The 15,375-nt window shown below is 65.1% G+C and carries 16 protein-coding genes; 9 read left to right on the top strand and 7 right to left on the bottom strand.

Annotation, left to right across the window (positions count from 1 at the left end; all coding sequences use genetic code 11):
- The first annotated feature begins 48 nt into the window (after positions 1–48).
- The 3 genes from AC5XE7_RS06230 to AC5XE7_RS06220 all read left to right on the top strand — a co-directional run bounded on the left by AC5XE7_RS06230 (position 49) and on the right by AC5XE7_RS06220 (position 4,451).
- Entirely contained in the window at positions 49–2,718 is a 2,670-nt protein-coding gene (locus AC5XE7_RS06230) for a DNA translocase FtsK (RefSeq protein WP_495365306.1), read from the top strand.
- Positions 2,719–2,861: 143 nt separating this feature from the next.
- Entirely contained in the window at positions 2,862–3,554 is a 693-nt protein-coding gene (locus tag AC5XE7_RS06225; RefSeq protein WP_280198597.1) for an outer membrane lipoprotein carrier protein LolA, read from the top strand.
- Between the two features lie 93 nt (positions 3,555–3,647).
- Positions 3,648–4,451 carry an exodeoxyribonuclease III gene (locus AC5XE7_RS06220; protein ID WP_495365525.1) on the top strand — a complete coding sequence of 268 codons (804 nt, stop codon included), beginning with the start codon at positions 3,648–3,650 and terminating at the stop codon, positions 4,449–4,451.
- 13 nt (positions 4,452–4,464) lie between these two features.
- On the opposite strand, the gene AC5XE7_RS06215 is transcribed toward AC5XE7_RS06220, so the two are convergent.
- Together AC5XE7_RS06215 and AC5XE7_RS06210 are read right to left on the bottom strand one after the other, a co-directional pair.
- Complete coding sequence (locus AC5XE7_RS06215) at positions 4,465–4,920, bottom strand: Crp/Fnr family transcriptional regulator (protein WP_495365305.1); 456 nt, start codon at positions 4,918–4,920, stop codon at positions 4,465–4,467.
- Between the two features lie 85 nt (positions 4,921–5,005).
- Positions 5,006–5,689, bottom strand: coding sequence for a response regulator transcription factor (locus AC5XE7_RS06210; RefSeq protein WP_239799836.1), 684 nt, complete (start codon positions 5,687–5,689; stop codon positions 5,006–5,008).
- A gap of 125 nt (positions 5,690–5,814) precedes the next feature.
- Here AC5XE7_RS06210 and AC5XE7_RS06205 point away from each other — a divergent pair, with 125 nt between their 5' ends.
- Complete coding sequence (locus tag AC5XE7_RS06205; RefSeq protein WP_495365524.1) at positions 5,815–6,378, top strand: L,D-transpeptidase family protein; 564 nt, start codon at positions 5,815–5,817, stop codon at positions 6,376–6,378.
- On the opposite strand, the gene AC5XE7_RS06200 is transcribed toward AC5XE7_RS06205, so the two are convergent.
- The 5 genes from AC5XE7_RS06200 to tsaD are packed head-to-tail and all read right to left on the bottom strand — an operon-like array spanning position 6,371 to position 9,878.
- Complete coding sequence (locus AC5XE7_RS06200; RefSeq protein ID WP_495365304.1) at positions 6,371–7,093, bottom strand: class I SAM-dependent methyltransferase; 723 nt, start codon at positions 7,091–7,093, stop codon at positions 6,371–6,373. The two genes, AC5XE7_RS06205 and AC5XE7_RS06200, sit on opposite strands and share 8 nt — an antisense overlap.
- Positions 7,033–7,473, bottom strand: a complete 441-nt coding sequence (locus AC5XE7_RS06195) for an EVE domain-containing protein (protein ID WP_495365303.1) — start codon at positions 7,471–7,473, stop codon at positions 7,033–7,035. The genes AC5XE7_RS06200 and AC5XE7_RS06195 overlap by 61 nt, the downstream gene beginning before the upstream one ends.
- Positions 7,474–7,489: 16 nt before the next feature.
- Entirely contained in the window at positions 7,490–7,783 is a 294-nt protein-coding gene (locus AC5XE7_RS06190) for a YciI-like protein (RefSeq protein WP_183825005.1), read from the bottom strand.
- Between the two features lie 11 nt (positions 7,784–7,794).
- A complete protein-coding gene (locus AC5XE7_RS06185; protein WP_495365302.1) occupies positions 7,795–8,793 on the bottom strand; it encodes an NAD(P)H-dependent glycerol-3-phosphate dehydrogenase in 999 nt (332 codons plus the stop codon).
- On the bottom strand, positions 8,790–9,878 hold the full coding sequence (gene tsaD, locus AC5XE7_RS06180) for a tRNA (adenosine(37)-N6)-threonylcarbamoyltransferase complex transferase subunit TsaD (RefSeq protein WP_495365523.1): 1,089 nt from the start codon (positions 9,876–9,878) through the stop codon (positions 8,790–8,792). Before tsaD ends, AC5XE7_RS06185 begins: the two co-directional genes overlap by 4 nt.
- A gap of 96 nt (positions 9,879–9,974) precedes the next feature.
- Between tsaD and hemC the strand changes: the two genes are divergently transcribed.
- The 5 genes from hemC (at position 9,975) to AC5XE7_RS06155 (ending at position 15,352) form a co-directional block, all read left to right on the top strand.
- Positions 9,975–10,922 (top strand): hydroxymethylbilane synthase, encoded by a 948-nt coding sequence (gene hemC / locus AC5XE7_RS06175; protein WP_495365301.1) that lies wholly within the window; start codon positions 9,975–9,977, stop codon positions 10,920–10,922.
- Positions 10,901–11,638, top strand: a complete 738-nt coding sequence (locus AC5XE7_RS06170; protein ID WP_495365522.1) for a uroporphyrinogen-III synthase — start codon at positions 10,901–10,903, stop codon at positions 11,636–11,638. Before hemC ends, AC5XE7_RS06170 begins: the two co-directional genes overlap by 22 nt.
- A 106-nt stretch (positions 11,639–11,744) precedes the next feature.
- A complete protein-coding gene (locus AC5XE7_RS06165) occupies positions 11,745–13,130 on the top strand; it encodes a COG4223 family protein (protein ID WP_495365300.1) in 1,386 nt (461 codons plus the stop codon).
- Positions 13,131–13,133: 3 nt separating this feature from the next.
- A complete protein-coding gene (locus AC5XE7_RS06160) occupies positions 13,134–14,873 on the top strand; it encodes a heme biosynthesis protein HemY (RefSeq protein ID WP_495365299.1) in 1,740 nt (579 codons plus the stop codon).
- Positions 14,873–15,352: a tellurite resistance TerB family protein gene (locus tag AC5XE7_RS06155; RefSeq protein WP_183824990.1), complete on the top strand. Its 480-nt coding sequence runs from the start codon at positions 14,873–14,875 to the stop codon at positions 15,350–15,352. Before AC5XE7_RS06160 ends, AC5XE7_RS06155 begins: the two co-directional genes overlap by 1 nt.
- The last annotated feature ends 23 nt before the right edge of the window (positions 15,353–15,375 follow it).

Raw genomic sequence — 15,375 nt, 5'->3', positions numbered from 1 at the left:
CCGTCCGGCGTTCGCGCCGGCTCACCAAGACCGACGAGGACCAGATTCATGCGTTCAGGGGCGACAGCACGGCTTGCGCTGGAAGAACCGGCCTATGGAGGCCTGCAGGCATTCGCGCGACGGCAGGTCGGGCGGATAACCGGCTTCGCGCTGTTCGCTTTCGTGGGCTTCGGCGTGGCAAGTCTGGCCACCTGGAACGTCTCCGATCCAAGTTTCAGCCATGCCACCGATAACATCGTCACCAACGCCATGGGCTACGCCGGCGCGGTGTTCTCGGATCTCGCCATGCAGTTCTTCGGTCTGGCTGCCGTCGCCAGCCTCGTGCCGGCGGTGATCTGGGGCTTTCTTCTGTTTTCAGCGCGCGGGATCGGGCGATTGCCGCGGCGCGCGCTTGGCTGGCTGGGCTTTTCGCTGCTGGCCGCCGCGATGGCCGCCTGCATCACGCCGCCGCCTACATGGCCGCTGCCGACAGGGCTCGGGGGGGTGTCGGGCGACATGGTGCTGCGAATCCCCGGCATGTTCATCGGCGATTATCCGACCGGACTGGTGGCTGCGGTCATTGCCGGCGTGCTGGCGGCGCCGTGCCTGTGGCTGTTTGCCTATGGTTCGGGCCTGATCCGGCGCGGCAATAGCGTCGCCATCACAGACGCAGATGAATATGACGACGCAGATGATGCGGATTCCGTCCTCTATGAAGATGACGAGGACGACGATGAGGGGCGTGGCAGCCTGCTGCTGGGTATGCTGGGCCACTGGTGGATGTCGGCACGGGGCTGGATGCACCGGCATGTGCCGTCCCGTCGGGCGGCTGATGATGGTTATCCCGAAATGCAGGCCCAGTCGCGCCGCAGCGCCTGGCGGCAGGCGGCTGAGCGCGTCGAATCGGCGGAAATGGAAGAAGCCCGCATGTATCGCGGCGGAAGCGCCCGCGTCGAACCCGAGCTATTTGCGGAAATGGTCAGGCAGCCCTCACCGCCGCTCGATCCGCATGACCGCGACGTCTTCGACGATGGGGACGAAGGCGATCTCTGGTTCGACGATCAGCACGGCCATGCGCCGCAAGGTCATGTCCAGAAGTTCCGGTCTCCCGAAGGCGGAGCGCGCGTGGCATCGCCCGCGCCGCGCCCGGCGCCCGGTGCCCGGGTGCAGCGCGAGGCGCAGACTTCGCTGATTCATCCGGGCATGAGCGGCGCGCACAGCTTTGAGATGCCGTCGCTGCACTTCCTGTCCAACCCGCCCAATGTGGTGCGCGATTCCAGCCTCTCGGCGGATGCGCTGGAGCAGAACGCCCGCCTGCTGGAAGGGGTTCTGGAGGATTTCGGCGTCAAGGGCGAGATCATTCAGGTGCGCCCCGGTCCGGTGGTCACCCTCTATGAGCTGGAGCCCGCGCCCGGCATCAAGTCGAGCCGTGTCATCGGCCTTGCCGACGACATCGCCCGCTCCATGAGCGCGATCGCCGCGCGCGTCGCCGTGGTTCCCGGCCGCAACGCCATCGGCATCGAGCTTCCCAATGCAAGGCGCGAAACCGTTTATCTGCGCGAGATTCTCGCCAGCCGGGATTTCGAGACCAGCAAGGCCAAGCTCGCTCTGGCGCTCGGCAAGACCATCAATGGCGAGGCGGTGATCGTCGATATCGCCAAGATGCCGCACGTTCTGGTGGCCGGCACCACCGGCTCGGGCAAGTCGGTGGCCATCAACACCATGATCCTGTCGCTGCTTTATCGGATGACGCCGGAGCAGTGCCGCCTGATCATGATCGATCCGAAGATGCTGGAACTGTCGGTTTATGATGGCATTCCGCATCTGCTGACGCCGGTGGTTACCGATCCGAAGAAGGCTGTTGTGGCGTTGAAGTGGACGGTGCGGGAAATGGAAGACCGCTACCGCAAGATGTCCAAGGTGGGCGTGCGCAACATCGACGGCTTCAATGCGCGAGTGGCGGCGGCCGACAAGAAGGGTGAGCAGATCACCCGCACCGTGCAGACCGGCTTCGACCGCCAGACCGGCGAGGCGATCTACGAAACCGAACATCTCGATCTTGAGCCGATGCCCTATATCGTCGTCATCATCGACGAAATGGCCGATCTGATGATGGTGGCCGGCAAGGACATCGAAGGTGCGGTGCAGCGGCTGGCGCAGATGGCGCGTGCGGCCGGCATCCATGTCATCATGGCGACGCAGCGGCCGTCGGTGGACGTCATCACCGGCACGATCAAGGCCAACTTCCCGACCCGCATCTCCTTCCAGGTTACCTCGAAGATCGACAGCCGCACCATTCTGGGCGAGCAGGGCGCCGAGCAGCTTCTGGGCATGGGCGACATGCTCTACATGGCCGGCGGCGGTCGCATCCAGCGCGTTCACGGCCCCTTCGTTTCCGACGACGAGGTCGAGAAGGTGGTCGCGCACCTCAAATTGCAGGGCGTGCCGCAATATCTCGATGCCATCACCGAGGATGATGATGAGGATGGCGATGAGCCTGCCGGAAAGGGCGGTTCCGGTGGCAATTTCGAGGATTCGGACGATCCCTACGATCAGGCGGTTGCCGTGGTGCTGCGCGACGGCAAGGCCTCGACCTCCTACATCCAGCGCCGTCTTGGCATCGGCTACAACCGTGCTGCCTCGATCATCGAGCGCATGGAGCAGGAAGGCATCGTTGGGCCTGCCAACCACGCCGGCAAGCGCGAAATCCTCGTGCCGACGGAAGAGGACAAGTTCTGACCAGAGCAATTCCGGACGCAAAACGGCTACGCACTTTTGCTGGAATTGCTCTGGCCTCATGGAACTTCCTGGGGCGGTCAAACTTAAGCCCAACTGAAAGCTCAAAAGCATTTTGAAGGGCAGACGAGACGAGAGCGACACGAATGACGAACCAGACTTTTGCCACGGCCGCCGAAACCGGTTTCTCCCGCCGCCGCCTGATTCGCCTCGGATTGGGCCTCGGACTGGCCTGCGTTGGCGCGGCGGTGCTGAATATCACTCCCGGCTTCACGCCGGCGGCTGCAGCGCAGACGGTTCCTGCCGCCGCGCAGCGCATTGCCGATCATTTTTCCTCAGTCAGATCGATGACCGGCGAGTTCGTCCAGTTCGGCCCCAAGGGTGAGCAGACCGGGGGCAAGTTCTTTCTGGAACGCCCCGGGAAAATTCGTTTCAACTATGACGGCTCCTCCAAATTCCGCGTGATTGCCGATGGAAAATCGGTGGTCATTCTCAACCAGAAGCTCCAGACCTCCGATCTTTATCCTCTGTCGAAGACGCCTTTGAAGCTGCTGCTCGATGAGCGCATCGACCTGTCGGGCGACAAGGTTCGCAGCGTGAAGCAGGAAGACGATCTCACCACCATCCAGCTCGCCGACAAGTCGGTGTTCGGCAACGCCATGATCACCATGATGTTCGACCCGAAAACCTTCGAGCTGCGCCAGTGGACGATCACCGACGCACAGGGCAAGGACACGACGGTGATGATCTTCAACGTGCAGGAAGGCGTGCGTTTCGCTGCCGACACCTTCACCATCGATTATCGCGCCAATCGCGTGCTCAACAGCAAGGGGCCGTAAGGTCTTCACGGCATCTGTGGAAATCCCGCCGGGGCGCGTCGGAAGGCGTGCCCCGGCTTGTTTTTCGCATCCGTCGCTGACATGTTCCGCGCCATGTCTTTCAAGCTCGCCACCTGGAACATCAACTCCGTTCGTCTGCGTATGCCGCTGGTGGAGCACTTCCTCCAGCAATACCAGCCGGATGTCCTGTGTTTGCAGGAGACCAAGTGTCCGGACGACCTGTTTCCGTTCAAGCCCTTGCGCAAACTGGGTTACGAGCACATCGCCATCCACGGCCAGAAGGGCTACCACGGCGTCGCAACCATCTCGCGCCGGCCGCTGGAGATCGTCGAGAAACGGCGTTTCTGCGAGATCGACGACAGTCGCCATCTGTCGGTGACGCTGGATGCGGGATCGCGGAAAATCCTTCTGCATAATTTCTATGTGCCGGCCGGCGGCGACGAGCCGGATCCCGAGATCAACCCGAAATTCCGCCACAAGCTGAGTTTCATCGAGGAAATGCGCGCGATCCGCGCCGAGCATGACGAGGTGTCCGGTTCGATTCTGGTCGGCGATCTCAACATCGCGCCGCTGGAACATGATGTGTGGTCACACAAGCAGCTGCTGAAGGTGGTCAGCCACACGCCGGTCGAGACGACGAATTTCGAGGCGATGCGCGAGGCTGGCGAATGGGTGGACCTGATGCGCCATAACATTCCCCATGAGCAGAAGATCTATACGTGGTGGAGCTACCGGGCGCGCGACTGGGACATTTCGAATCGCGGACGGCGTCTGGACCATGTGTGGTCCTCGCCCAATCTGGTGCCGCATTTTGCCGGGTATGAGATCCTGCGCGAGGCACGCGGATGGGAACGTCCGTCGGACCATGTGCCGGTGATCGCCAGCTTCGATCTGTGAAGCGTACCCCGGCTTATTCCTCGAAGCGGGGCGCCATGCCTTCGATGCGCTCCACCAGCGCCTGAAAGCGTTGCAGGATGCGGCCGTGCAGGTGCACGGCGACCTCCGGATATTCTTCCAGAATGCGCCGGAACATTGAACGGTTGAGGCGCAGCACCTGCGTGTCGGTCTGGGCGTAGGCGCTGGTCATGCGCCGCGTGTCGGAGATAAGGGCCATCTCGCCCAGAATCTCGCCGGCGCCGGCCACGGCGATCGGCGTTCTTTCCGCGTCATCCTCGTAATAGAGCGCGATGCGGCCGCTGATGATGATGTAGGCGCAGTCGGCCTCATCGGCTTCCCGAAACAGCTTGCGCTCTGCCTGCAGGCTTGTCGTTTCCGCGCCGAAGGCGAGCAGGCGCAACTGTTCGCTCGTGAAGTCGGCAAAAAGCTCCACGCCAGACAGGATGCGGATGTCATCATCCAGCGCCATCAGCTATGTCCCCGTATCGACAGGCCGTTCCCTCCATCCACGACCCGCGCCCCGAATCATTATCGGTTAATACACCTGAAATTGCTTAAGGAACCAGCTTGTAGCCTCCACTTTCCGTAACGAGAATCTCCGCATTGGAGGGATCGCGTTCGATTTTCTGGCGCAAGCGATAAACATGGGTCTCCAGCGTATGGGTGGTGACGCCTGAATTGTAGCCCCACACCTCCTCCAGAAGCACGTCGCGGGTGACGACTTTCTGCTCTGCCCGGTAGAGATATTTGATGATCGCGGCTTCCTTTTCGGTGAGCCTGATCTTGCCGCCGCGCTGGTCGATCAGCAGCTTCTGGCTGGGCTTGAAGGTGTAGGGACCGACGGTGAAGGTGGCATCCTCGCTCTGCTCGTGCTGGCGAAGCTGGGCACGGATGCGGGCCAGCAGCACCGCGAAGCGGAACGGCTTGGTCACATAGTCGTTGGCGCCGGCTTCCAGCCCCAGAATGGTGTCGGAATCGGTGTCATGGCCGGTCAGCATGATGATGGGGGCCTTGAAGCCGCCCTTGCGCAGCATCTTCACCGCCTCGCGGCCGTCCATGTCGGGCAGGCCGATGTCCATGACGAGCAAATCGATCAGTCCGTTGCGCACAGTGGCCATACCGCGCGCGGCGCTGGCTTCCTGCAAAACGTCGAATTCCTCGTAGAGCGACAATTGCTCCACCAGTGTTTCGCGCAAGTCCTCGTCATCATCGACAATCAACAGGGTCCGTGAGGTCATCGTGGATCAGTCCGTTCTTCTGCCTGGTCTTCCGGCTTCCGGTTGACCGGGGCGATTTTTTGCGGAAGGTGACCGGCAAACTTCCGATCACGCTGATTTGTTCCGTGGCCAGATCATACAGGAAAATGCGCGGACGCAATGCCGCGACTGAAACTTTCCCCGGCAGCCTTGCTGTTCTGGTGGTCCGGGCGCGTCCGGGCAAGCCCACGCAGGGGCTTTTGCAGGCCGGACCGCTGGTCATTCCATGTGCGCTGGGAAAGGGGGGGATAACCGCCAACAAGCGTGAAGGCGATGGGGCAACGCCGCTGGCCGCGATGCGCATCCTCTCCGGTTACTTCCGCAATGAGCGCTTTGCCGGCGCCCGCCGCACGCTTTTGCCCATGGCGGCGACGGATGCGGGGCTCGGCTGGTGCGACGCGCCGGGCGACCGCAATTACAACCGTCCGGTGCGGCTGCCTGCCAAGGCGAGCCACGAAACCATGCAGCGTGCGGATCATCTCTATGACGCCTGTCTCGTGCTCGACTGGAACATCGCGCCGCGCAAGCGCGGGCGTGGCAGCGCCATCTTCTTTCATCTGGCAAGACCGGGCTACGCGCCGACCGAAGGCTGCGTGGCCATCAGCCGCCGCGACATGGAGCGGCTGCTGCCGCGTCTGTCCCGGCGCACGGTGCTGAAGGTGGTCAGATAGCGGTGCCGTCAAACCGCCATACGGTGGTGCGCTTGACCTCGGCATCCTCCAGCGCGCGTGTGACCGGCACTTCGTAGACGGCCAGCTTTTCGAGCCCGGATTTCGGCAGGTAGGAGCGACCGGGATCGCCGACCAGCATGTCGGCTCCCCGTGCCGTCAGGGCTGAAAACCATGGCACCAGCCGCTCGGCAAAGGGTTTTTCGTAGAACACGTCACCGGCCAGAATCACGTCCCAGCCGCCATCGGTGCCGACGAGGTCGGAACCGTCGAAGGCGATGGAAACGTTGTTGGCTGCGGCATTGAGGGTAATGGCGGTTTCGCAGAACGGATCGATGTCAGACGCCATCACGCTGGTCGCTCCGGCCTTTGCGGCTGCGATGGCGACAAGGCCGGAGCCGGAGGCGAAATCCAGCACGATTTTGCCGCGCACGATTTCGGGATGATCGAGGATGTGGCGGGCAAGGCCCTGTCCGCCCGCCCATGCGAAGGCCCAGAAGGGCGGAGGGAGGCCGATCTCCGCCAGTTCTTCCTCAGTGCGCTGCCACAGATCATGCGCCTCATCGGCCAGATGGAGCTCAATTTCCGGCACATGCGGCGGCCTGATGAGGCTCGTATTGGCGCGGATGAAGGTTTCAGCCGTCCGCGCCGTCAGTTTCATGGAGCGGGCCTCATGGGAGCGGGCACGAGGCCGCCCATGCGGCAAACCTCTTCCCATTCCGCGCACGTCACCGGCTGCACCGAAAGGCGGCCAAGGCGCACCAGCGCCATTTCCGACAGATGCGGATTGGCTTTCACGTCGGCAAGGCTGACGGGCTGCGGCATGTCGCGCACATAGCGGATGTCGACGCATTCCCAGCGCGGATCGTCCGTGGTGCTGTCGGGATGGGCCAGCGCGCAGACTTCCACGATGCCGACGACATTCAGCCCCTCATTGGAGTGGTAGAAGAAGCCGAGATCGCCGATCTGCATGGCGCGCATGTTGTTGCGCGCGGCGTAGTTGCGCACGCCATCCCATTCCTCGCCCTTCTCGCCTTTCTTCTTCAGGTCGTCGAAGGAAAACTTGAACGGCTCGGATTTGAACAGCCAGTAATTCATTGCGGAAGCGCTCCCCTCAGGCGGACGGCTTGTTGAAGACCCAGTTCCAGGCCCGCACCTCGACGCTGTCGAACAGGCTGGCGAGTGCGTAAGGGTCGGCCGCAGCGATGGCTTCGGCCTCGGCCTTGTCCGCGGCCTCGACCACGACGAGGCTGCCCTCCGGCTTGCCGTCGGCATCGAGGAAGGGGCCGGCGAAGGCGAGCTTTCCGGCTGCATTGAGCCCTTCCAGATAGGCGGCATGGGTGGGCCTTGTGTCGAGCCGCAGTTGCAGCGAGCCGGGCTTGTCCTTGCAGATCAGTGCGAAAAGCATGTCTCTGGCTCCTAGATTTTGTTTTCGTGTTTCAGCGGCCGGGTCATCAGCGCTTCCACGGCTTCGGTGACGGTGATGGCGCCTTGCAGGATGGCGGCGACGGCGGAGATGATCGGCGCCTCCACGGCATGTTCGGCGGCAAGGCGGGCGGCAATGGCGGCTGTCGGCACGCCCTCGGCCAGCGGCCGACCTTCGAGCGATTCGCCCCGCCCCAGCGCCAGCCCGTAGGTGAAGTTGCGGGACTGGGTGGAGGAGCAGGTGAGCATCAGGTCGCCGAGGCCGGAAAGGCCCATCAGCGTTTCGGGCTGCGCGCCGAAGGCCGCACCCAGCCGGCGCAGCTCCACGAAACCGCGCGTGACCATGGCCGCCTGCGCGCTGGCGCCAAGCTCGGCGCCGACGACCGCGCCGGCAGCGATGGCGAACACGTTCTTCAGCGCGCCACCCAGTTCCACGCCGGTGATGTCGTCGCTGGCGTAGCAGCGCAGGTTCTGCGCGGAAAAACGGGCGGCAAGCTGCATGGCGAGGTCATTGTCGCGCGCGGCGACCACCACGGCCGTCGGCAGGCCGCGCGCCACATCCGCCGCGAAGCTCGGACCGGAAAGGATCGCCACCGGATTGTCGGGCAGGATTTCGGCAACGATCGAGGACAGAAGCGCACCGGTCTCACGCTCGATGCCCTTGGCGCACAGGACGAACGGAATGCCGGCCGGCATATGCGGTTTCACCTGTTCCAGCACGCTGCGCAGCGATTGCGCGGGCGTGACCGAAAGCACGCAATCGGCATCGGCAAGGGCGGCCTGCAGATCCGTGGTCGTTTCGATGCCCGTGTCGAAGGAGATGCCTGGCAGGTAGCGCGGGTTTTCGCCTTTCGCGATCGCAGCCGCCATATCCGCATCGCGGGCCCACAGGCGCACTTCATGGCCGGCATGAAGGGCGGCAAGCGCCAGCGCCGTGCCCCAGGCGCCGCCGCCCAGAACGGTGGTTCGCGACGTGGCTGGATTTCGGCTCATGCTTTTGCTCCGCGTCTGCCGGACCCGACCACGGGCGCCGAGACCTCATCCAGCGGCCAGCGCGAACGCGGGGCGAAATCGAAGGCGTCGATGTCGGCCTTGCCGGCGTTCAGCCGCTCGATGCCCGCCCATGCGATCATCGCGGCATTGTCCGTGCACAGACTGTGCGGCGGGGCGACGAAACGAAAGCCGTTCTCGGCGCACAGGCGCTCAAGCGTTTCGCGAATGGCGCGGTTGGCGGCGACGCCGCCGGCCACCACCAGCGCAGGCTCGGCCTTGCCGGGATAGTCCGCCCGGAAACGGTGCAGGGCGCGCGCGACGCGGTCGGCCAGCGCATCGGCCACCGCCGTCTGAAACGAGGCGCAGATGTCGGCCACGTCCTGATCGGACAGGGGCGCAATCGCCGTCGCGGCCTGCCGCACGGCGGTCTTGAGGCCGGAGAAGGAAAAATCGGGCTGGGCCGAACCTTTCATCGGGCGCGGGAAGGCGAAGCGGGTCGGATTGCCGTTCGCCGCCGCCTTCTCGACATTGGGGCCGCCGGGATAGGGCAGGGCCAGCATCTTGGCGACCTTGTCGAAGGCTTCGCCCAGCGCATCGTCGATGGTCGTCGCCCAGCGGCGATAGTCGCCGACGCCGGCCACGCGCACGATCTGGGTGTGCCCGCCCGAGACCAGCAGCAGCAGATAGGGAAACGCCAGCCCGTCGGTGAGGCGGGCGGTGAGCGCATGACCTTCCAGATGGTTGACGGCGATAAGGGGCTTGTTCGCGGCGGCGGCAATGGCCTTGGCCGTCATCAGGCCGACGATCAGCCCGCCGACAAGGCCGGGACCGGCTGTGGCGGCAACCGCATCGACTTCGGCAAGCGTGACGCCCGCATCCGCCAGCGCTGCCTCGATGATGCCGTCCAGCGCCTCGACATGGGCGCGGGCGGCGATTTCCGGCACCACGCCGCCGAAGGCCGCATGTTCCTCGACCTGGCTGAGGATCACGTTGGACAGGATCCGGGGCGGGGCCGACGCATCGTCGAGCGCGACGACGCTTGCCGCCGTCTCGTCGCAACTGGTTTCGATGCCAAGCACGCGTATCACGTCGCCGCGAACCTCAAAGTTGCCCCTCATCGCTTTCCCCGATAGGAGAAGGGCCGATCACAATCGTCGCCGGGTTATCATGGACCGCGTGTGATGCAAACCGTTATCAGGAAGGGGCAATCCGTGCTGAAGATCGGAACACGCGCCAGCCCGCTGGCCATGGCACAGGCGCATGAGGCGCGCGACCGGCTGATGGCGGCGCATGGGCTCGGTGCGGAAAGCTTCGAGATCGTGCCGATCACCACCACCGGCGATGCGATTCAGGACCGGCCCCTTTCGGAAGCCGGCGGCAAGGGCCTGTTCACCAAGGAACTGGAAGACGCGCTTTACGACGGGCGCATCGACATCGCCGTGCATTCCTCCAAGGACATGCCGACCCTGCTGCCGCCCGGTCTGGTGCTGTCCACCTTCCTGCCGCGCGAGGATGTGCGCGACAGCTTCATCAGCCTCTCCGCGCCGTCGATCATGGACCTGCCGCAAGGCGTAAAGTTCGGGTCGTCGTCGCTGCGGCGGCAGGCGCTGATCCGCCGCATGCGCCCGGATATCGATGTGGTGATGTTCCGCGGCAACGTGCAGAGCCGGCTGCGCAAGCTGGAAGAGGGCATCGTTTCCGGCACCATGCTGGCGCTCGCCGGTCTGAGGCGGCTGAAGATGGAGCACATCGCCACTGACATCATGCCGGTGGACAGCTTTCCGCCCGCTCCGGGGCAGGGCGCGATCAGCATCGAGCATCGCGGGAACGACGCGGAGGTCGCGCGCATGCTGGCACCGATCCATGACGAGGCGACGGGACAGGCGCTGGCCTGCGAGCGCGCCTTCCTCGCGGCACTGGACGGCTCCTGCCGCACGCCGATCGGCGGCCATGCGGTGGTCGAGAACGGCAGCTTGCGCTTCCGGGGCCTGATCATCACGCCGGACGGCACGCTCTGGCATGAGATCGGCGCCGAAGGCCGCGTGGAAGATGCTGCAGAAATCGGCGCGAAGGCCGGCGCGGACGTGCGCGAGAAGGCCGGAACGCAATTCTTCGAGGGCTGGTTCTGACGCGGGTTCTCGTCACCCGACCTGAACCGGGCGCCACCCGCACGGCGGCCCGGCTGGCCGGGTTGGGCTTCGAGCCGTTGGTGCTGCCCCTGTCGCGCACCGAAGTGATCGCCATCGATCGTTCCACTGTTTGTGGCGATGCCGGGGCGGTGGCCGTAACCAGCGCCAATGCGCTGCGCCACGCCTCCCCGGAGCTTATCGGCAGGCTGTCGCACCTTGTCTGCCATGTCGTCGGCGCGCACACCGCGGAGGCCGCGCGCAAGGCCGGCTTTACCCATATCGAGGAAGGTCCGGGCGATGCCGCCGGGCTCGCCCGGCAGATCGCCGCCGGTTTTTCAGGGAAGATCGCCTATCTGTGCGGGCGGATGCGGTTTTCGGGCTTCGAGGAACGATTGGCCGCATCGGGCGTTCGTGTCGAGGCGCTGGAGGTCTACGATACGGTGGCGATCGACTATGACGAGGCGGATATCCGTGAACGGCTCGGCGGACAGGGCGTCGATGCGGTGCTGCTTTATTCGGTGACAGCGGCGCAGGCCATGCGCGCTCTTCTGCGGCGAGAAGCTCTGCGCCCGCTGTTTGCGAAAGCGGATTTTTTCGCTCTCTCGCCACGCATAGCCGCTGGTCTGGGTGAAGAATCTGCGGTCATGGTGAACAGCGCTCCGCAGCCCTCGGAGCCTGCATTGCTGGCGCTTCTGTCCCGCCGCCGGGGTATGTAAGTTGGGGGGCGCGTCATCACACCGCCCCTTTTCACCGCTTTGAGGTGTGCTAGACCTCTGTTGAAATCCTGTGTCCGCGGGCGGCACGAAGAAGTGGGGAGCCGGCATGGTCAAGACGCCAAGAACGCGCCATTCGAAGAGCAGCCGTGAACCGGTGACGATCGATCTGGAGTCCGATCAGGTGTCGCGGGTGGAAAAGGCCGATACAGCCGCGCCCACGCCAGAGCCCGTGCCTTCCACGCCCGAACCTTCGGTGAAAGCGGAAGAAACCGTCGGAGCCGCAGCAGAGGCAAGGCCGGCGGAACCGCCGGCGCGCGACCATGCGCGCGACTACAGCTTCGCGGAAAAGCCTGCGTCCAAGGCAGACGAAAAACCGGCCGCAGAGACCACAGGAGATGCCGAAAAGGCAGCCCCTGCGCAGCCGGCACCCCTGGCGGAACCGGCCCGGCGCGGTGGCATCGGTCTGCTGGCTGCCGGCCTCGTTGGCGGCGTGGTGGCGCTGGCCGGTGCTGGCGCCCTGCAGTTCGCCGGGGTGCTTGGGGCTCCGGGCGGCTATGCTTCGACCGACAGCCGCGGGCAGATCGCAGAATTGCAGGCGCAGGTTGCCGATCTTGCCGCATCGCGGAGCGATGATGGATCCGCACAGCGTATCGAAAGCCTTTCAACCGGTCTCGACCAGCTGAAGGGCGAGCTTGCCTCCCTGAAAGGCGCAGTGGAGGCGAGCGCAGGCAGCGGCGACAATGGCGAGGCGCTGGCAGCGCTGTCGCAGAAGGTCGGCGAACTGGAAACCTCGGTTGCCGCGCTTGGCGAGGCGGCAAGGCCGGAAGCTGTCGATCTCGGCCCTGTCAATGAGCGGCTGGCCGCGCTGGAGGAGCAGGTCCGCGCCGCCGGCGATGGCGCCCGGCAGCAGGCCAGCCGACTGGCGGTGCTGGACCAGTCGCTGGCGGACGTCACCGGCAAGGTCGAGGAGCAGGCAGGACAGCCGAAGATCGCGCTGGCGATCGCGGCGTCCGCGCTGAAATCGGCGCTGGAGCGTGGCGCCCCGTTCAAGGCCGAACTGGAGACATTTGCCGCGATCGCACCGGAAGCGCCGCAGCTTGCAGGTTTGCGCAGCTATGCCGAACAGGGCGTCGCGACGCGCTCGGAGATCGCCGGGCAGGTGGATGCGGCGGCCGACGCCATGGTGGCGGCCGACGATCCGGTCGATGACAATGCCGGTTTCGTCCAGCGCCTGATGTCGAGCGCGGAAAAGCTGGTCAAGGTGCGGCCGATCGGTGCCGTGGAAGGTGCCGGCGTGCCGGAGACGGTGGCGCGGCTGGAAGCGGCTGTGAGCCAGGGCGACTACGGCAAGGCACTCACCGAATATGAGGCCCTGCCGGCGCCGGTGCAGGCGGCGGGGGCGGATTTCGCCGCCGCGCTCAGGGCTCGCATGGAGGCCGAAGCGCAGGTCGATGCGCTGGTGGCGGAGACCATGGCGGGAGGCGAAGGGTAAGGCATGATCCGCATCCTGTTCTATCTCCTCATCGTTCTGGCGCTTGGTCTCGGCTTTGCGTGGCTGGCGGATCGTCCGGGCGACATGGTCGTCACCTTCGGCGGCTACCGCTATCAGGTGAGCCTGATGGTGGCCGCGGTGGGCGTCGTCGCCGTCGTTGCGGCGACGATGATTTCCTGGTGGCTGATCAGGTCGATCTGGAACAGTCCCTACGCCATCGCCCGGCATTTTCGCGTGCGGCGGCGTGATCGCGGCTATCAGGCGCTGTCCACAGGCATGATCGCAGCGGGAGCGGGCGATGGCGTGCTGGCCCGCAAGAAGGGAAAGGAAGCCGCCAAGCTGATCAGCTCCGATCAGGAACCGCTGATCCATCTGCTGGAAGCCCAGACGGCCCTGCTGGAAGGCGATCATGATGCGGCGCGGCGGAAATTCGAGGCGATGCTCGACGATCCCGAGACGCGGCTGCTTGGCCTGCGCGGGCTCTATCTGGAGGCCGGGCGTCTCGGCGACCGCAATGCGGCGCGCCATTATGCCGGCCGTGCGGCGGCCGTGGCTCCGCAGCTCAACTGGGCGACGGAAGCGACCATCGAGGAACTGGCCGCGCGCAGCCAGTGGGACGGCGCGCTGGAACTGGTGGCAGCACAGAAGTCGACGAAGCGGATCGAGCCGGCCGTGGCCAACCGCCAGCGTGCGGTGCTGCTGACGGCCAAGGCGACGGAGCTGATGGACACCGATCCGGCGGCAGCAAAGACGGCGGCGCTGGAAGCCAACAAGCTCGAACCCGACTTCGTGCCGGCCGCGCTGGTCGCGGCCAGAGCGCTTCTGCGCAATGACGATGTGCGCAAGGCCTCGAAGATGCTTGAGCATGTGTGGCGGGCCGCACCGCATCCAGAGGTCGCCGATCTCTATATCCATGCCCGGCCGGGGGATGCCGTGCTCGACCGGCTGAAGCGGGCGCGCAAGCTTCAGGACATGAAGAAGAACAACGCCGAATCGGCGCTGGCGGTGGCGCGCGCGGCGCTGGACGCAAAGGACTACCGCTCGGCGCGCGCCGAGGCGGAGGCTGCCATTCGCATCGACCCCCGCGAGGGCGCCTACCTGCTGCTTGCCGACATCGAGGAAGCCGAAACCGGCGACGAAGGCAAGGTGCGTCAGCTGCTGGCAAAGGCCGTGCGCGCGCCCCGCGATCCTGCATGGGTGGCGGATGGCGTGGTTGCGGAAACCTGGGCGCCTGTCTCCCCTGTCACCGGCAGGCTGGATGCCTTCGAATGGCGTGCGCCGGTCGAGCATATCGGTCACATGATCGAGAGCGATGAGCCCGGCAAGGCTGAAAAACCGGCTCCCGCCATTGCTGCTCCCGTCGCCGCGGAACGGCTGGGCGAGGTGGCGGAGGCCGAGATCATCGAGGCTGGGCCGGCTGTCGTGGTTGCGGCCGAACCCGCCGCCCGCAACGGGCAGGCTCCGGCCGTCGTGCCGCCCGCAAGTCAGATCCCGGCTGCGTCTCCGCCCGCTCAACCGGCCGAAGCGCCTTCCCCGAAGCCTTCCGTGGCGGTCAGTGAAGAGCCCGCGCAGGCCCCGGTGCAATCCGATTCGGCAAGGCGGGCCGGTGCGAGCAAGATTCCGCCTCCGCCCGATGTCGAAAGCGCGTCCCGGCAGGATTTCATGCCCCGCCTTCCCGATGATCCCGGCGTCGATCCCGACGACGAGCCAGAGCCCCAGGCAACGAGGTTCAAGCTGTTTTGATGTTCGAGCGTTTTCTAAGCTTCCTCAAGGAGATTCCGGGCGGCTCCGGTCGCAGCACGGGTGACGACGATCCGCGCGTGGCCGCCGCAGCACTGCTCTACCACGTCATGAATGTCGACGGTGTGCGGCAGGATGCGGAGTGGGAGCGGTTCAAGGCCGTTCTCGGTGAGAATTACGGCGTGTCCGGAACCGAGCTGGACGAACTGGCAAAGGCCGGCGAGCAGGCGGACCGCGAGGCGGTTGATTTCTATGCCTTCACCAGCGTGCTCAAGCGCCATCTCGATCCTGACGGACGCAAGGCCTTCATCGGGCTGATGTGGGAGATCGTCTTCGCCGATGGCGAGTTGCACGAGCTGGAGGACAATACGGTGTGGCGCGTTGCAGAGCTGCTGGACGTGGAGCGGCAGGACCGTATCAGCGAACGCCGCAAGGTGGCGGCGAGCCTGCCGGATCCGGCTAAAATTCCTGATGAGGAGTAGAATCCGGCCACAAAGCGTCTGGT

This window comes from Aquamicrobium sp. YD-1-mutant5 (assembly GCF_059509755.1).
This window is presented reverse-complemented; position numbering and strand designations above follow the sequence as displayed.